The following is a 15,506-nucleotide window of genomic DNA, read 5'->3' on the forward strand; positions in this document are numbered from 1 at the left end:
CTCTTTGTCTGTTTGTGTAAAATTTAGACTATCGTATGTTGATTATTGCGATGTTTCATCTTATCTTTTACACGTTTGCACCATATAATCGACTTACTGTGTAACTGGAAAGTCATAACAGACTAAAAGAGGAAATGATGAATATTGAAAACTTAAAAACAAAAGCAGAAGCAGATATTTCTGAATATATAACAAAAAAAATTATTGAACTTAAGAAAAAGACCGGGAAAGAAGTTACCAGTATTCAGTTTACCGCACGGGAAAAAATGACGGGTCTTGAAAGCTATGATGTCAAGATTAATTTAATCTGATGTATTCAATAATAAAATTTATCCATAAACCTCGTTTTTACGGGGTTTTGTTATATTTGAATGGTTCCGAATATCTAAATCACAATTGTTGATGGTTTTTATTAAACCAATGCAGTCCGGCTCAGGAGTGAGAGAAGCCGGACGTTATGGTTTAGAGTGGTAAGATCTGTGTAGTTTTCTGGATGCTTTCAGTAAATAGTAATGAATTATCAAAGGTATAGTAATATCTTTTTTGTTCGTGGATATTTGTAACCCACCGAAAAACTCCTGCTTTAGCAAGGTTTCTTCTGTATTCCTGAAATGTGATCTCTCTGGATTTCAGCTTATTAGAGGTCGTTTCTATAAGATGCCTATCCTTTGAAAATTTGACAGACACAATGTTTTTTAGGCCCTTTAATAACACTGTATTATCATTTTTTAATACAATATGAACATTCTCTGTGGCTAAATAGTAAATGTAATGTGAGACATTGTGACGTTTTAGCTCAGAATAAAACCATTGATAGTTTAAATCGTTTCGAACTTTATCAAATATTTGTTTAAAAATGACTACCTGATCCATAGATAAACCTTCCATGTGATATGAGGGGGCGTAGTCTGCACGATTATCTAAATTGCTTCAATCTGGTCTGACCTGTTTTCTGAGCAATTCAGTAATGTCACTCTTTTCTTTGTTTGCTTCAGAAGAAACTCTTTTTTCTGAGCACAGTCTCCGGCGGCAGGCTTCAATGACCCAGGCTGAGAAATTCCCGGACCCTTTTTGCTCAAGAGCGATGTTAATTTGTTCAATCATTTGGTTAGGAAAGCGGATGTTGCGGGTTGTTGTTCTGCGGGTTCTGTTCTTCGTTGACATGAGGTTGCCCCGTATTCAGTGTCGCTGATTTGTATTGTCTGAAGTTGTTTTTACGTTAAGTTGATGCAGATCAATTAATACGATACCTGCGTCATAATTGATTATTTGACGTGGTTTGATGGCCTCCACGCACGTTGTGATATGTAGATGATAATCATTATCACTTTACGGGTCCTTTCCGGTGATCCGACAGGTTACGGGGCGGCGACCTCGCGGGTTTTCGCTATTTATGAAAATTTTCCGGTTTAAGGCGTTTCCGTTCTTCTTCGTCGTAACTTAATGTTTTTATTTAAAATACCCCCTGAAAAGAAAGGAAACGACAGGTGCTGAAAACGAACTTTTGGGCCTCTGTCGTTTCCTTTCTCTGTTTTTGGCCGTGGAATGAACAATGGAAGTCAACAAAAAGCAGCTGGCTGACATTTTCGGCGCGAGTATCCGTACCATTCAGAACTGGCAGGAGCAGGGAATGCCCGTTCTGCGGGGGGGTGGCAAGGGTAATGAGGTGCTTTATGACTCTGCCGCCGCCATAAAATGGTATGCCGAAAGGGATGCTGAAATTGAGAACGAAAAGCTGCGCCGGGAAGTTGAAGAATTACGGCAGGCCAGCGAGACAGATCTCCAGCCAGGGACTATTGAGTACGAACGCCATCGACTTACGCGTGCGCAGGCCGACGCACAGGAGCTGAAAAATGCCAGAGACTCCGCTGAAGTGGTGGAAACCGCATTCTGTACTTTCGTGCTGTCGCGGATCGCAGGTGAAATTGCCAGTATTCTCGACGGGATCCCCCTGTCGGTGCAGCGGCGTTTTCCGGAACTGGAAAACCGACATGTTGATTTCCTGAAACGGGATATCATCAAAGCCATGAACAAAGCAGCCGCGCTGGATGAACTGATACCGGGGTTGCTGAGTGAATATATCGAACAGTCAGGTTAACAGGCTGCGGCATTTTGTCCGCGCCGGGCTTCGCTCACTGTTCAGGCCGGAGCCACAGACCGCCGTTGAATGGGCGGATGCCAATTACTATCTCCCGAAAGAATCCGCATACCAGGAAGGGCGCTGGGAAACACTGCCCTTTCAGCGGGCCATCATGAATGCGATGGGCAGTGACTACATCCGCGAGGTGAATGTGGTGAAGTCTGCCCGTGTTGGTTATTCCAAAATGCTGCTGGGTGTTTATGCCTACTTCATAGAGCATAAGCAGCGCAACACCCTTATCTGGTTGCCGACGGATGGTGATGCCGAGAACTTTATGAAAACCCACGTTGAGCCGACTATTCGTGATATTCCGTCGCTGCTGGCGCTGGCCCCGTGGTATGGCAAAAAGCACCGGGATAACACGCTCACCATGAAGCGTTTCACCAATGGGCGTGGCTTCTGGTGCCTGGGCGGTAAAGCGGCAAAAAACTACCGTGAAAAGTCGGTGGATGTGGCGGGTTATGATGAACTTGCTGCTTTTGATGATGATATTGAACAGGAAGGCTCTCCGACGTTCCTGGGTGACAAGCGTATTGAAGGCTCGGTCTGGCCAAAGTCCATCCGTGGCTCCACGCCCAAAGTGAGAGGCACCTGTCAGATTGAGCGTGCAGCCAGTGAATCCCCGCATTTTATGCGTTTTCATGTTGCCTGCCCGCACTGCGGGGAGGAGCAGTACCTTAAATTTGGCGATAAAGAGACGCCGTTTGGCCTCAAATGGACGCCGGATGATCCCTCCAGCGTGTTTTATCTCTGCGAACATAATGCCTGCGTCATCCGCCAGCAGGAGCTGGACTTCACTGATGCCCGTTATATCTGCGAAAAGACCGGGATCTGGACCCGTGATGGCATTCTCTGGTTTTCGTCATCCGGTGAAGAGATTGAGCCACCTGACAGTGTGACCTTTCACATCTGGACGGCGTACAGCCCGTTCACCACCTGGGTGCAGATTGTCAAAGACTGGATGAAGACGAAAGGGGATACGGGAAAACGTAAAACCTTCGTGAACACCACGCTCGGTGAGACGTGGGAAGCGAAAATCGGTGAACGTCCGGATGCTGAAGTGATGGCAGAGCGGAAAGAGCATTATTCAGCGCCCGTTCCTGACCGTGTGGCTTACCTGACCGCCGGTATCGACTCCCAGCTGGATCGCTACGAAATGCGCGTATGGGGATGGGGGCCGGGTGAGGAAAGCTGGCTGATTGACCGGCAGATTATTATGGGCCGCCACGACGATGAACAGACGCTGCAGCGTGTGGATGAGGCCATCAATAAAACCTATACCCGCCGGAATGGTGCAGAAATGTCGGTATCCCGTATCTGCTGGGATACTGGCGGGATTGACCCGACTATTGTGTATGAACGCTCGAAAAAGCATGGGCTGTTCCGGGTGATCCCCATTAAAGGGGCATCCGTCTACGGAAAGCCGGTGGCCAGCATGCCACGTAAGCGAAACAAAAACGGGGTTTACCTTACCGAAATCGGTACGGATACCGCGAAAGAGCAGATTTATAACCGCTTCACACTGACGCCGGAAGGGGATGAACCGCTTCCCGGTGCCGTTCACTTCCCGAATAACCCGGATATTTTTGATCTGACCGAAGCGCAGCAGCTGACTGCTGAAGAGCAGGTCGAAAAATGGGTGGATGGCAGGAAAAAAATACTGTGGGACAGCAAAAAGCGACGCAATGAGGCACTCGACTGCTTCGTTTATGCGCTGGCGGCGCTGCGCATCAGTATTTCGCGCTGGCAGCTGGATCTCAGTGCACTGCTGGCGAGCCTGCAGGAAGAGGATGGTGCAGCAACCAACAAGAAAACACTGGCAGATTACGCCCGTGCCTTATCCGGAGAGGATGAATGACGCGACAGGAAGAACTTGCCGCTGCCCGTGCGGCACTGCATGACCTGATGACAGGAAAACGGGTGGCAACGGTACAGAAAGACGGACGGAGAGTGGAGTTTACGGCCACTTCCGTGTCTGACCTGAAAAAATACATTGCGGAGCTGGAAGTGCAGACCGGCATGACACAGCGACGCAGGGGACCTGCAGGATTTTATGTATGAAAACGTCCACCATTCCCACCCTTCTGGGGCCGGACGGCATGACATCGCTGCGTGAATATGCCGGTTATCACGGCGGTGGCAGCGGATTTGGTGGGCAGTTGCGGGCGTGGAACCCACCGGGTGAAAGTGTGGATGCAGCCCTGCTGCCCAATTTTACCCGTGGCAATGCCCGTGCAGACGATCTGGTACGCAATAACGGCTATGCCGCCAACGCCATCCAGCTGCATCAGGATCATATCGTCGGGTCTTTTTTCCGGCTCAGTCATCGCCCAAGCTGGCGCTATCTGGGCATCGGGGAGGAAGACGCCCGTGCCTTTTCCCGCGAGGTTGAAGCGGCATGGAAAGAGTTTGCCGAAGATGACTGTTGCTGCATTGACGTTGAGCGAAAACGCACGTTTACCATGATGATTCGGGAAGGTGTGGCCATGCACGCCTTTAACGGTGAACTGTTCGTTCAGGCCACCTGGGATACCAGTCCGTCGCGGCTTTTCCGGACACAGTTCCGGATGGTCAGCCCGAAGCGCATCAGCAACCCGAACAATACCGGCGACAGCCGGAACTGCCGTGCCGGTGTGCAGATTAATGACAGCGGTGCGGCGCTGGGATATTACGTCAGCGAGGACGGCTATCCTGGCTGGATGCCGCAGAAATGGACATGGATACCCCGTGAGTTACCCGGCGGGCGCGCCTCGTTCATTCACGTTTTTGAACCCGTGGAGGACGGGCAGACCCGCGGTGCAAATGTGTTTTACAGCGTGATGGAGCAGATGAAGATGCTCGACACGCTGCAGAACACGCAGCTGCAGAGCGCCATTGTGAAGGCGATGTATGCCGCCACCATTGAGAGTGAGCTGGATACGCAGTCAGCGATGGATTTTATTCTGGGCGCGAACAGTCAGGAGCAGCGGGACAAGCTGACCGGCTGGATTGGTGAAATTGCCGCGTATTACGCCGCAGCACCGGTCCGTCTGGGAGGCGCAAAAGTGCCGCACCTGATGCCGGGGGACTCACTGAACCTGCAGACGGCTCAGGACACGGATAACGGCTACTCCGTGTTTGAGCAGTCACTGTTGCGGTATATCGCTGCCGGGCTGGGTGTCTCGTATGAGCAGCTTTCCCGGAATTACGCCCAGATGAGCTACTCCACGGCACGGGCCAGTGCGAACGAGTCGTGGGCGTACTTTATGGGGCGGCGAAAATTCGTCGCATCCCGTCAGGCGAGCCAGATGTTTCTGTGCTGGCTGGAAGAGGCCATCGTTCGCCGCGTGGTGACGTTACCTTCAAAAGCGCGCTTCAGCTTTCAGGAAGCCCGCAGTGCCTGGGGGAACTGCGACTGGATAGGCTCCGGTCGTATGGCCATCGATGGTCTGAAAGAAGTTCAGGAAGCGGTGATGCTGATAGAAGCCGGACTGAGCACCTACGAGAAAGAGTGCGCGAAACGCGGTGACGACTATCAGGAAATTTTTGCCCAGCAGGTCCGTGAAACGATGGAGCGCCGCGCAGCCGGTCTTAAACCGCCCGCCTGGGCGGCAGCGACATTTGAATCCGGACTGCGACAATCAACAGAGGAGGAGAAGAGTGACAGCAGAGCTGCGTAATCTCCCGCATATTGCCAGCATGGCCTTTAATGAGCCGCTGATGCTTGAACCCGCCTATGCGCGGGTTTTCTTTTGTGCGCTTGCAGGCCAGCTTGGGATCAGCCGCCTGACGGATGCGGTGTCCGCCGACAGCCTGACTGCCCAGGAGGCACTCGCGACGCTGGCATTATCCGGTGATGATGACGGACCACGACAGGCCTGCAGTTATCAGGTCATGAACGGCATCGCCGTGCTGCCGGTGTCCGGCACGCTGGTCAGCCGGACGCGGGCGCTGCAGCCGTACTCGGGGATGACCGGTTACAACGGCATTATCGCCCGTCTGCAACAGGCTGCCAGCGACCCGATGGTGGACGGCATTCTGCTCGATATGGACACGCCAGGCGGAATGGTGGCGGGGGCATTTGACTGCGCTGACATCATCGCCCGTGTGCGTGACATAAAACCGGTATGGGCGCTGGCCAACGACATGAACTGCAGTGCAGGTCAGCTGCTTGCCAGTGCCGCCTCCCGGCGCCTGGTCACGCAGACCGCCCGGACAGGCTCCATCGGCGTCATGATGGCTCACAGTAATTACGGTGCTGCCCTGGAGAAACAGGGTGTGGAAATCACGCTGATTTACAGCGGCAGCCATAAGGTGGATGGCAATCCCTACAGCCATCTTCCGGATGACGTCCGGGAGACACTGCAGTCCCGGATGGACGCAACCCGCCAGATGTTTGCGCAGAAGGTGTCGGCATATACCGGCCTGTCTGTGCAGGCTGTGCTGGATACCGAGGCTGCAGTGTACAGCGGTCAGGAGGCCATTGATGCCGGACTGGCTGATGAACTTGTTAACAGCACCGATGCGATCACCGTCATGCGTGATGCACTGGATGCGCGTAAATCCCGTCTCTCAGGAGGGCGAATGACCAAAGAGACTCAATCAACAACTGTTTCAGCCACTGCTTCGCAGGCTGACGTTACTGACGTGGTGCCAGCGACGGAGGGCGAAAACGCCAGCGCGGCGCAGCCGGACGTGAACGCGCAGATCACCGCAGCGGTTGCGGCAGAAAACAGCCGCATTATGGGGATCCTCAACTGTGAGGAGGCTCACGGACGCGAAGAACAGGCGCGCGTTCTGGCAGAAACCCCCGGAATGACCGTGGAAACGGCCCGCCGCATTCTGGCTGCAGCACCACAGAGTGCACAGGCGCGCAGTGACACTGCGCTGGATCGTCTGATGCAGGGTGCACCGGCACCGCTGGCTGCAGGTAACCTGGCATCTGATACCAATAAAGAATTACTTAATACACCTGAAGCTTTACCGGTATAAGAGGCAGTTATGGCGACAAAAGAAGAGTTTAACCATTACCAGCCGCTGGGTAACAGTGATCCGGCTCATACAGCAATTGCGCCTGGCGGATTGAGTGCGAAAACGCCTGCAATGACCCCGCTGATGCTGGATGGCACTACCCGTAAGCTGGTTGTGTGGGATGGCACCACCGACGGTGCAGCCGTTGGCATTCTGGCGGTTGCTGCTGACCAGACCAGCACCACACTGACGTTCTACAAGTCCGGCTCGTTCCGTTATGAGGATGTGCTCTGGCCGGAGGCTGCCAGCGACGAGACTAAAAAACGGACCGCGTTTGCCGGAACGGCAATCAGCATCGTTTAATCTTCCCCTTCATCAACAAAGGCCGCCTGTGCGGCTTTTTTTATGGAAATAATTTATGTCTGTATATACAACTGCAGAATTACTGGCATCGACCCAGCATCACTTTAAGTTCGATCCGCTGTTTCTGCGCCTGTTTTTCCGTGAAACCTATCCTTTCACCACGGAAAAAGTCTATCTCTCACAAATTCCGGGACTGGTAAACATGGCGCTGTACGTTTCGCCGATTGTTTCCGGTGAGGTTATCCGATCCCGTGGCGGCTCCACCTCTGAATTTACGCCGGGTTATGTCAAACCCAAGCATGAGGTGAATCCGCAGATGACCCTGCGTCGCCTGCCGGATGAAGATCCGCAGAACCTGGCTGACCCGGCTTACCGTCGTCGCCGTATTATTCGGCAGAATATGCTGGATGAAAATCTGGCGATTGCCCAGGTCGAAGAGATGCAGGCAGTTTCTGCCGTGCTTAAGGGCAAATACACCATGACCGGTGAAGCCTTCGATCCGGTTGAGGTGGATATGGGCCGCAGTGCGGCGAATAACATCACGCAGTCCGGCGGCACGGAGTGGAGCAAGCGTGACAAGTCCACGTATGACCCGACCGACGATATCGAAGCCTACGCGCTGAACGCCAGCGGTGTGGTGAATATCATCGTGTTTGATCCGAAAGGCTGGGCGCTGTTCCGTTCCTTCAAGGCCGTCAGGGAGAAGCTGGATACCCGTCGCGGCTCTCATTCCGAGCTGGAGACAGCGGTAAAAGACCTGGGCAAAGCGGTGTCTTATAAGGGAATGTATGGCGATGTGGCCATCGTCGTGTATTCCGGACAGTACGTGGAAAACGGCGTCAAAAAGAACTTCCTGCCGGACAACACGATGGTGCTGGGGAACACTCAGGCACGCGGTCTGCGCACCTATGGTTGCATTCAGGATGCGGACGCACAGCGCGAAGGCATTAACGCCTCTGCCCGTTACCCGAAAAACTGGGTGACCACCGGCGACCCGGCGCGTGAGTTCACCATGATTCAGTCAGCACCGCTGATGCTGCTGGCTGACCCTGATGAGTTCGTGTCTGTACAACTGGCGTAATCATGGCCCTTCGGGGCCATTGTTTCTCTGTGGAGGAGTCCATGACGAAAGATGAACTGATTGCCCGTCTCCGCTCGCTGGGTGAACAACTGAACCGTGATATCAGCCTGACGGGGACGAAAGAAGAACTGGCGCTCCGTGTGGCAGAGCTGGAAGAAGAGCTTGATGACACGGGCGACACTGCCGGTCAGGAGACCCCTCTCAGCCCGGAAAATGTGCTGACCGGACATAAAAATGAGGTGGTATCAGCGCAGCCGGATACCGTGACTGATACGGCTGATCTGGTCACGGTTGTGGCACTGGTGACGCTGCATACTGATGCACTTCACGCCACGCGGGATGAGGCTGTGGCATTTGTGCTGCCGGGAACGGCGTTCCGTGTCTCTGCCGGTGTGGCAGCTGAAATGACAGAGCGCGGCCTGGCCAGAATGCAATAACGGGAGGCGCTGTGGCTGATTTCGATAACCTGTTCGATGCGGCCATTGCCTGCGCCGATGAAACGATACGCGGGTACATGGGAACGTCAGCCACCATGACATCCGGTGAGCAGTCCGGTGCTGTGATACGTGGTGTTTTTGATGACCCTGAAAATATCAGCTATGCCGGACAGGGCGTGCGCGTTGAAGGCTCCAGCCCGTCCCTGTTTGTCCGGACTGATGAGGTGCGGCAGCTGCGGCGCGGCGACACGCTGACCATCGGTGAGGAAAACTTCTGGATAGACCGGATTTCGCCGGATGATGGCGGAAGCTGTCATCTCTGGCTTGGGCGGGGCGTACCGCCTGCCGTTAACCGTCGCCGCTGAAAGGGGGATGTATGGCCATAAAAGGTCTTGAGCAGGCCGTTGAAAACCTAAGCCGTATCAGCAGAACGGCGGTGCCCGGTGCCGCCGCAATGGCCATTAACCGCGTTGCTTCATCCGCGATATCGCAGTCGGTGGCACGGGTTGCCCGTGAGACAAAGGTACGCCGGAAACTGGTAAAGGAAAGGGCCAGGCTGAAAAGGGCCACGGTCAAAAATCCGCAGGCCAGAATCAGGGTTAACCGGGGGGATTTGCCCGTAATCAAGCTGGGTAACGCGCGGGTTGTCCTTTCCCGCCGCAGACGTCGTAAAAAGGGGCAGCGTTCATCCCGGAAAGGTGGCGGCAGCGTGCTTGTGGTGGGAAACCGTCGTATTCCCGGCGCGTTTATTCAGCAACTGAAAAATGGCCGCTGGCATGTTATGCAGCGTGTGGCCGGGAAAAACCGTTACCCCATTGATGTGGTGAAAATCCCGATGGCGGTGCCACTGACCACGGCGTTTAAACAGAATATTGAACGGATACGGCGTGAGCGTCTTCCGAAAGAGCTGGGCTATGCGCTGCAGCATCAACTGAGAATGGTAATAAAGCGATGAAACATACTGAACTCCGTGCAGCCGTACTGGATGCACTGGAGAAGCATGACACCGGGGCGACGCTTTTTGATGGTCGCCCCGCTGTTTTTGATGAGGCGGATTTTCCGGCAATTGCCGTTTATCTCACCGGCGCTGAATACACGGGCGAAGAGCTGGACAGCGATACCTGGCAGGCGGAGCTGCATATTGAAGTTTTCCTGCCTGCTCAGGTGCCGGATTCAGAGCTGGATTCGTGGATGGAGTCCCGGATTTATCCGGTGATGAGCGATATTCCGGCACTGTCAGATTTGATCACCAGTATGGTGGCCAGTGGCTATGACTACCGACGCGACGATGATGCGGGCCTGTGGAGTTCAGCCGATCTGACGTATGTTATTACCTATGAAATGTGAGGACGATATGCCTGTACCAAATCCTACAATGCCGGTGAAAGGGGCCGGGACCACACTGTGGGTTTATAAGGGGAACGGTGACCCTTATGCGAACCCGCTTTCAGACGTTGACTGGTCGCGTCTGGCAAAAGTTAAAGACCTGACGCCCGGCGAACTGACCGCTGAGTCCTATGACGACAGTTATCTCGATGATGAGGATGCGGACTGGACTGCGACCGGGCAGGGGCAGAAATCAGCCGGAGATACCAGCTTCACGCTGGCGTGGATGCCCGGAGAGCAGGGGCAGCAGGCGCTGCTGGCGTGGTTTAATGAAGGTGATACCCGTGCCTATAAAATCCGCTTCCCGAACGGCACGGTCGATGTGTTCCGTGGCTGGGTCAGCAGTATCGGTAAAGCGGTGACGGCGAAGGAAGTGATCACCCGCACGGTGAAGGTCACCAATGTGGGACGCCCGTCGATGGCAGAAGATCGCAGCACGGTAACAGCGGCCACCGGCATGACGGTAACGCCAGCCAGTGCTTCCGTAGTGAAAGGGCAGAGCACGACGCTGACCGTGGCATTCCAGCCGGAAGGCGCAACCGACAAGAGCTTCCGTGCGGTGTCAGCGGATAAAACAAAAGCCACCGTGTCGGTCAGTGGTATGACCATCACCGTGAACGGCGTTGCTGCAGGCAAGGTCAACATTCCGGTTGTATCCGGTAATGGTGAGTTTGCTGCGGTTGCAGAAATCACCGTCACCGCCAGTTAATCCGGAGAGTCAGCGATGTTCCTGAAAACAGAATCATTTGAACATAACGGCGTGACCGTCACACTTTCTGAACTGTCAGCCCTGCAGCGTATTGAGCATCTCGCCCTGATGAAACGGCAGGCAGAACAGGCGGAGTCAGACAGCAACCGGAAGTTTACTGTGGAAGACGCCATCAGAACCGGTGCTTTTGTGGTGGCGATGTCCCTGTGGCATAACCATCCGCAGAAGACAAAGCTGCCTTCCATGAATGAAGCCGTTAAACAGATTGAGCAGGAAGTGCTTACCACCTGGCCTACAGAGGCAATTTCTCATGCTGAAAACGTGGTGTACCGGCTGTCCGGTATGTATGAGTTTGTGGTGAATGATGCCCCTGAACAGGCAGAGGACGCCGGGTCTGCAGAGCCTGTTTCTGCGGGAAAGTGTTCGACGGTGAGCTGAGTTTTGCCCTGAAACTGGCGCGTGAGATGGGGCGACCTGACTGGCGCGCCATGCTTGCCGGGATGTCATCCACAGAGTATGCCGACTGGCACCGCTTTTACAGTACCCATTATTTTCATGATGTTCTGCTGGATATGCACTTTTCCGGGCTGACGTACACCGTGCTCAGCCTGTTTTTCAGCGATCCGGATATGCATCCGCTGGATTTCAGTCTGCTGAACCGGCGTGAGGCTGACGAAGAGCCTGAAGATGATGTGCTGATGCAGAAAGCGGCAGGGCTTGCCGGAGGCGTCCGCTTTGCCCCGGACGGAAATGAAGTTATCCCCGCTTCCCCGGATATGGCGGGCATGACGGAGGATGACGTAATGCTGATGACAGTATCAGAAGGGATCGCAGGAGGAGTCCGGTATGGCTGAACCGGTAGGCGATCTGGTCGTTGATTTAAGTCTGGATGCGGCCAGATTTGACGAGCAGATGGCCAGAGTCAGGCGTCATTTTTCCGGTACGGAAAGTGATGCGAAAAAAACAGCGGCAGTCGTTGAACAGTCGCTGAGCCGACAGGCTCTGGCTGCACAGAAAGCGGGGATTTCCGTCGGGCAGTATAAAGCTGCCATGCGTATGCTGCCTGCGCAGTTCACTGACGTGGCCACGCAGCTTGCAGGCGGGCAAAGTCCGTGGCTGATCCTGCTGCAACAGGGTGGTCAGGTGAAGGACTCCTTCGGCGGGATGATCCCCATGTTCAGGGGGCTTGCCGGTGCGATCACCCTGCCGATGGTCGGGGCCACCTCGCTGGCGGTGGCGACCGGTGCGCTGGCGTATGCCTGGTATCAGGGTGACTCAACCCTGTCCAATTTCAATAAAACGCTGGTCCTTTCCGGTAATCAGGCGGGACTGACGGCAGATCGTATGCTGGCCCTGTCCAGATCCGGGCAGGCGGCAGGGCTGACGTTTAACCAGACCAGCGAGTCACTGACGGCGCTGGTGAATGCCGGTGTGCGTGGTGGTGAGCAGTTTGAGGCAATCAGCCAGAGTGTGGCGCGTTTCTCCTCTGCATCCGGCGTGGAGGTGGACAAGGTCGCTGAAGCCTTCGGGAAGCTGACCACTGACCCGACGTCTGGGTTGACGGCGATGGCGCGCCAGTTCCATAACGTGACGGCGGAACAGATTGCGTATGTTGCTCAGTTGCAGCGTTCCGGCGATGGGGCCGGGGCATTGCAGGCGGCGAACGAGGCCGCAACGAAAGGGTTTGATGACCAGACCCGTAAACTGAAAGATAACATGGGTACGCTGGAGACCTGGGCAGACAGGACTGCACAGGCATTCAAATCCATGTGGGATGCGGTGCTGGATATTGGTCGCCCGGACTCCTCTGCAGATATGCTCGCCAAAGCTGAAAAGGCTTTTGATGAAGCGGATAAAAAATGGCAGTGGTATCAGAGCCGAAGCCACCGGCGCGGTAAAACGTCAGCATTTCTTGCCAATCTCCGGGGGGCATGGGAGAAGAGAGAGAATGCGCGACTTGGGCTTTCAGCCGCCACGTTGCAGGCAGATCTTGAAAAGGCCAGTGAGATGGCAGCAAAAGATCGGGCCGAGTCTGAGGCATCACGGCTGAAATATACCGAAGAGGCGCAGAAGGCTTACGAACGCCTGCAGACACCGCTGGAGAAATATACCGCCCGCCAGGAGGAACTGAATAAGGCACTGAAAGACGGAAAAATCCTGCAGGCAGATTACAACACGCTGATGGCGGCGGCGAAAAAGGACTATGAAGCGACGCTGAAAAAGCCGAAGCAGTCCGGCGTGAAAGTGTCTGCGGGCGATCGTCAGGAAGACAGTGCTCATGCTGCCCTGCTGACGCTTCAGGCAGAACTCCGGACACTGGAGAAGCATGCCGGAGCGAATGAGAAAATCAGCCAGCAGCGCCGGGATTTGTGGAAGGCGGAAAGTCAGTTCGCGGTACTGGAGGAGGCGGCGCAACGTCGCCAGCTGTCCGCACAGGAGAAATCCCTGCTGGCGCATAAAGATGAGACGCTGGAGTACAAACGCCAGCTGGCTGCACTTGGCGATAAGGTCACGTATCAGGAGCACCTGAACGCGCTGGCGCAGCAGGCGGATAAATTCGCACAGCAGCAACGGGCAAAACGGGCAGCCATTGAGGCGAAAAACCGGGGGCTGACTGACCGGCAGGCAGCGCGGGACGCCACGGAACAGCGCCTGAAGGAACAGTATGGCGATAATCCGCTGGCGCTGAATAGCGTCATGTCAGAGCAGAAAAAGACCTGGGCGGCTGAAGACCAGCTTCGCGGGAGCTGGATGGCAGGCCTCAGGTCAGGCTGGAGTGAGTGGGAAGAGAGCGCCACGGACAGTATGTCGCAGGTTAAAAGTGCAGCCACGCAGACCTTTGATGGTATTGCACAGAATATGGCGGCGATGCTGACCGGCAGTGAACAGAACTGGCGCAGCTTCACCCGTTCCGTGCTGTCCATGATGACAGAAATTCTGCTTAAGCAGGCAATGGTGGGGATCGTCGGGAGTGTCGGCAGTGTCATTGGCGGTGCATCAGCGTCAGGCGGTACAGCCATTCAGGCATCTGCGGCGAAATTCCATTTTGCGACCGGAGGATTTACGGGAACCGGCGGCAAATATGAGCCAGCGGGGATTGTTCACCGTGGTGAATTTGTCTTCACGAAGGAGGCAACCAGCCGGATTGGCGTGGGGAATCTTTACCGGCTTATGCGCGGCTATGCCACCGGCGGTTATGTCGGTACACCGGGCAGCATGGCGGACAGTCGGTCGCAGGCGTCCGGGACGTTTGAGCAGAATAACCATGTGGTGATTAACAACGACGGCACGAACGGTCAGATAGGGCCACAGGCGCTGAAGGCTGTTTATGACGTAGCCCGTAAGGCGGCAATGGATGTTGTGACCGGGCAGATGCGTGATGGTGGTCTGTTCTCCGGAGGTGGACGATGAAAACCTTCCGCTGGAAAGTGAAACCCGGTATGGATGTGGCTTCGGCCCCTTCTGTAAGAAAGGTGCGCTTTGGTGATGGCTATTCCCAGCGAGCGCCTGCCGGGCTGAATGCCAACCTGAAAACGTACAGCGTGACGCTTTCTGTCCCCCGTGAGGAGGCCACGGTACTGGAGTCGTTTCTGGAAGAGCACGGGGGCTGGAAATCCTTTCTGTGGACGCCGCCTTATGAGTGGCGGCAGATAAAGGTGACCTGCGCAAAATGGTCGTCGCGGGTCAGTATGCTGCGTGTTGAGTTCAGCGCAGAGTTTGAACAGGTGGTGAACTGATGCAGGATATCCGGCAGGAAACACTGAATGAATGCACCCGTGCGGAGCAGTCGGCCAGCGTGGTGCTCTGGGAAATCGACCTGACAGAGGTCGGTGGAGAACGTTATTTTTTCTGTAATGAGCAGAACGAAAAAGGTGAGCCGGTCACCTGGCAGGGGCGACAGTATCAGCCGTATCCCATTCAGGGGAGTGGTTTTGAACTGAATGGCAAAGGCACCAGTACGCGCCCCACGCTGACGGTTTCTAACCTGTACGGTATGGTCACCGGGATGGCGGAAGACCTGCAGAGTCTGGTCGGAGGAACGGTGGTCCGGCGTAAGGTTTACGCCCGTTTTCTGGATGCGGTGAACTTCGTCAACGGAAACAGTGACGCCGATCCGGAGCAGGAGGTGATCAGCCGCTGGCGCATCGAGCAGTGCAGCGAACTGAGCGCGGTGAGTGCCTCTTTTGTACTGTCCACGCCGACGGAAACGGACGGTGCCGTTTTTCCGGGACGTATCATGCTGGCCAACACCTGCACCTGGACCTATCGCGGTGATGAGTGCGGTTATCACGGTCCGGCGGTCGCGGATGAATATGATCAGCCGACGTCCGATATCACGAAGGATAAATGCAGCAAATGCCTGAGCGGCTGTAAGTTTCGCAATAACGTCGGCAACTTTGGCGGCTTCCTTTCCATTAACAAACTTTCGCAGTGAATCCC

General features: G+C 54.8%; 20 protein-coding genes. 18 read left to right on the top strand and 2 right to left on the bottom strand.

Annotation, left to right across the window (positions count from 1 at the left end; genetic code table 11):
• The first annotated feature begins 137 nt into the window (after window positions 1-137).
• Window positions 138-311 (top strand): GnsA/GnsB family addiction module toxin, encoded by a 174-nt coding sequence (locus WES_RS10760; protein ID WP_001019606.1) that lies wholly within the window; start codon window positions 138-140, stop codon window positions 309-311.
• A 151-nt stretch (window positions 312-462) separates the two neighbouring features.
• Here the strand turns inward: WES_RS10760 and WES_RS10755 are convergent, their stop codons facing one another.
• Window positions 463-873: a DUF1398 domain-containing protein gene (locus WES_RS10755; RefSeq protein WP_001571459.1), complete on the bottom strand. Its 411-nt coding sequence runs from the start codon at window positions 871-873 to the stop codon at window positions 463-465.
• A gap of 57 nt (window positions 874-930) precedes the next feature.
• Complete coding sequence (locus WES_RS0121385) at window positions 931-1,164, bottom strand: YlcI/YnfO family protein (protein WP_001368374.1); 234 nt, start codon at window positions 1,162-1,164, stop codon at window positions 931-933.
• Window positions 1,165-1,552: 388 nt separating this feature from the next.
• Here WES_RS0121385 and WES_RS10750 point away from each other — a divergent pair, with 388 nt between their 5' ends.
• The 17 genes from WES_RS10750 to WES_RS10670 are packed head-to-tail and all read left to right on the top strand — an operon-like array spanning window position 1,553 to window position 15,501.
• The gene (locus WES_RS10750) at window positions 1,553-2,098 is read left to right on the top strand and encodes a DNA-packaging protein (protein WP_000453558.1); all 546 of its coding nucleotides are present in this window, start codon (window positions 1,553-1,555) and stop codon (window positions 2,096-2,098) included.
• Window positions 2,073-3,998, top strand: a complete 1,926-nt coding sequence (locus WES_RS10745; RefSeq protein ID WP_001027298.1) for a phage terminase large subunit family protein — start codon at window positions 2,073-2,075, stop codon at window positions 3,996-3,998. Before WES_RS10750 ends, WES_RS10745 begins: the two co-directional genes overlap by 26 nt.
• Entirely contained in the window at window positions 3,995-4,201 is a 207-nt protein-coding gene (locus WES_RS10740) for a phage head-tail joining protein (RefSeq protein WP_000198149.1), read from the top strand. The genes WES_RS10745 and WES_RS10740 overlap by 4 nt, the downstream gene beginning before the upstream one ends.
• Window positions 4,198-5,799, top strand: coding sequence for a phage portal protein (locus WES_RS10735; RefSeq protein ID WP_001595430.1), 1,602 nt, complete (start codon window positions 4,198-4,200; stop codon window positions 5,797-5,799). Before WES_RS10740 ends, WES_RS10735 begins: the two co-directional genes overlap by 4 nt.
• A complete protein-coding gene (locus WES_RS10730) occupies window positions 5,780-7,111 on the top strand; it encodes a S49 family peptidase (RefSeq protein ID WP_000123221.1) in 1,332 nt (443 codons plus the stop codon). Before WES_RS10735 ends, WES_RS10730 begins: the two co-directional genes overlap by 20 nt.
• Before the next feature lie 9 nt (window positions 7,112-7,120).
• Complete coding sequence (locus WES_RS10725) at window positions 7,121-7,453, top strand: head decoration protein (RefSeq protein WP_000201478.1); 333 nt, start codon at window positions 7,121-7,123, stop codon at window positions 7,451-7,453.
• Window positions 7,454-7,508: 55 nt separating this feature from the next.
• On the top strand, window positions 7,509-8,534 hold the full coding sequence (locus WES_RS10720; RefSeq protein ID WP_000118192.1) for a major capsid protein: 1,026 nt from the start codon (window positions 7,509-7,511) through the stop codon (window positions 8,532-8,534).
• 41 nt (window positions 8,535-8,575) lie between these two features.
• On the top strand, window positions 8,576-8,971 hold the full coding sequence (locus WES_RS10715) for a DNA-packaging protein FI (protein WP_016158237.1): 396 nt from the start codon (window positions 8,576-8,578) through the stop codon (window positions 8,969-8,971).
• An 11-nt stretch (window positions 8,972-8,982) separates the two neighbouring features.
• Window positions 8,983-9,336 (top strand): head-tail joining protein, encoded by a 354-nt coding sequence (locus tag WES_RS10710; RefSeq protein ID WP_000752965.1) that lies wholly within the window; start codon window positions 8,983-8,985, stop codon window positions 9,334-9,336.
• An 11-nt stretch (window positions 9,337-9,347) separates the two neighbouring features.
• Complete coding sequence (locus tag WES_RS10705; protein ID WP_016158238.1) at window positions 9,348-9,926, top strand: phage tail protein; 579 nt, start codon at window positions 9,348-9,350, stop codon at window positions 9,924-9,926.
• Window positions 9,923-10,318, top strand: coding sequence for a phage minor tail U family protein (locus WES_RS10700; protein WP_000683128.1), 396 nt, complete (start codon window positions 9,923-9,925; stop codon window positions 10,316-10,318). Before WES_RS10705 ends, WES_RS10700 begins: the two co-directional genes overlap by 4 nt.
• A 7-nt stretch (window positions 10,319-10,325) precedes the next feature.
• Window positions 10,326-11,066, top strand: a complete 741-nt coding sequence (locus tag WES_RS10695; RefSeq protein ID WP_001467857.1) for a phage tail protein — start codon at window positions 10,326-10,328, stop codon at window positions 11,064-11,066.
• Window positions 11,067-11,081: 15 nt separating this feature from the next.
• The gene (gpG, locus tag WES_RS10690) at window positions 11,082-11,504 is read left to right on the top strand and encodes a phage tail assembly chaperone G (protein WP_000479165.1); all 423 of its coding nucleotides are present in this window, start codon (window positions 11,082-11,084) and stop codon (window positions 11,502-11,504) included.
• Window positions 11,486-11,920, top strand: coding sequence for a phage tail assembly protein T (locus WES_RS10685; protein WP_000459451.1), 435 nt, complete (start codon window positions 11,486-11,488; stop codon window positions 11,918-11,920). Before gpG ends, WES_RS10685 begins: the two co-directional genes overlap by 19 nt.
• Window positions 11,913-14,477: a phage tail tape measure protein gene (locus WES_RS10680; protein WP_016158239.1), complete on the top strand. Its 2,565-nt coding sequence runs from the start codon at window positions 11,913-11,915 to the stop codon at window positions 14,475-14,477. Before WES_RS10685 ends, WES_RS10680 begins: the two co-directional genes overlap by 8 nt.
• Entirely contained in the window at window positions 14,474-14,803 is a 330-nt protein-coding gene (locus tag WES_RS10675; RefSeq protein ID WP_000847347.1) for a phage tail protein, read from the top strand. Before WES_RS10680 ends, WES_RS10675 begins: the two co-directional genes overlap by 4 nt.
• A complete protein-coding gene (locus WES_RS10670) occupies window positions 14,803-15,501 on the top strand; it encodes a phage minor tail protein L (RefSeq protein WP_001152612.1) in 699 nt (232 codons plus the stop codon). The genes WES_RS10675 and WES_RS10670 overlap by 1 nt, the downstream gene beginning before the upstream one ends.
• Window positions 15,502-15,506: the final 5 nt, after the last annotated feature.

Source organism: Escherichia sp. KTE31, assembly GCF_000407925.1.
GTDB classification, from domain to species: domain Bacteria; phylum Pseudomonadota; class Gammaproteobacteria; order Enterobacterales; family Enterobacteriaceae; genus Escherichia; species Escherichia ruysiae.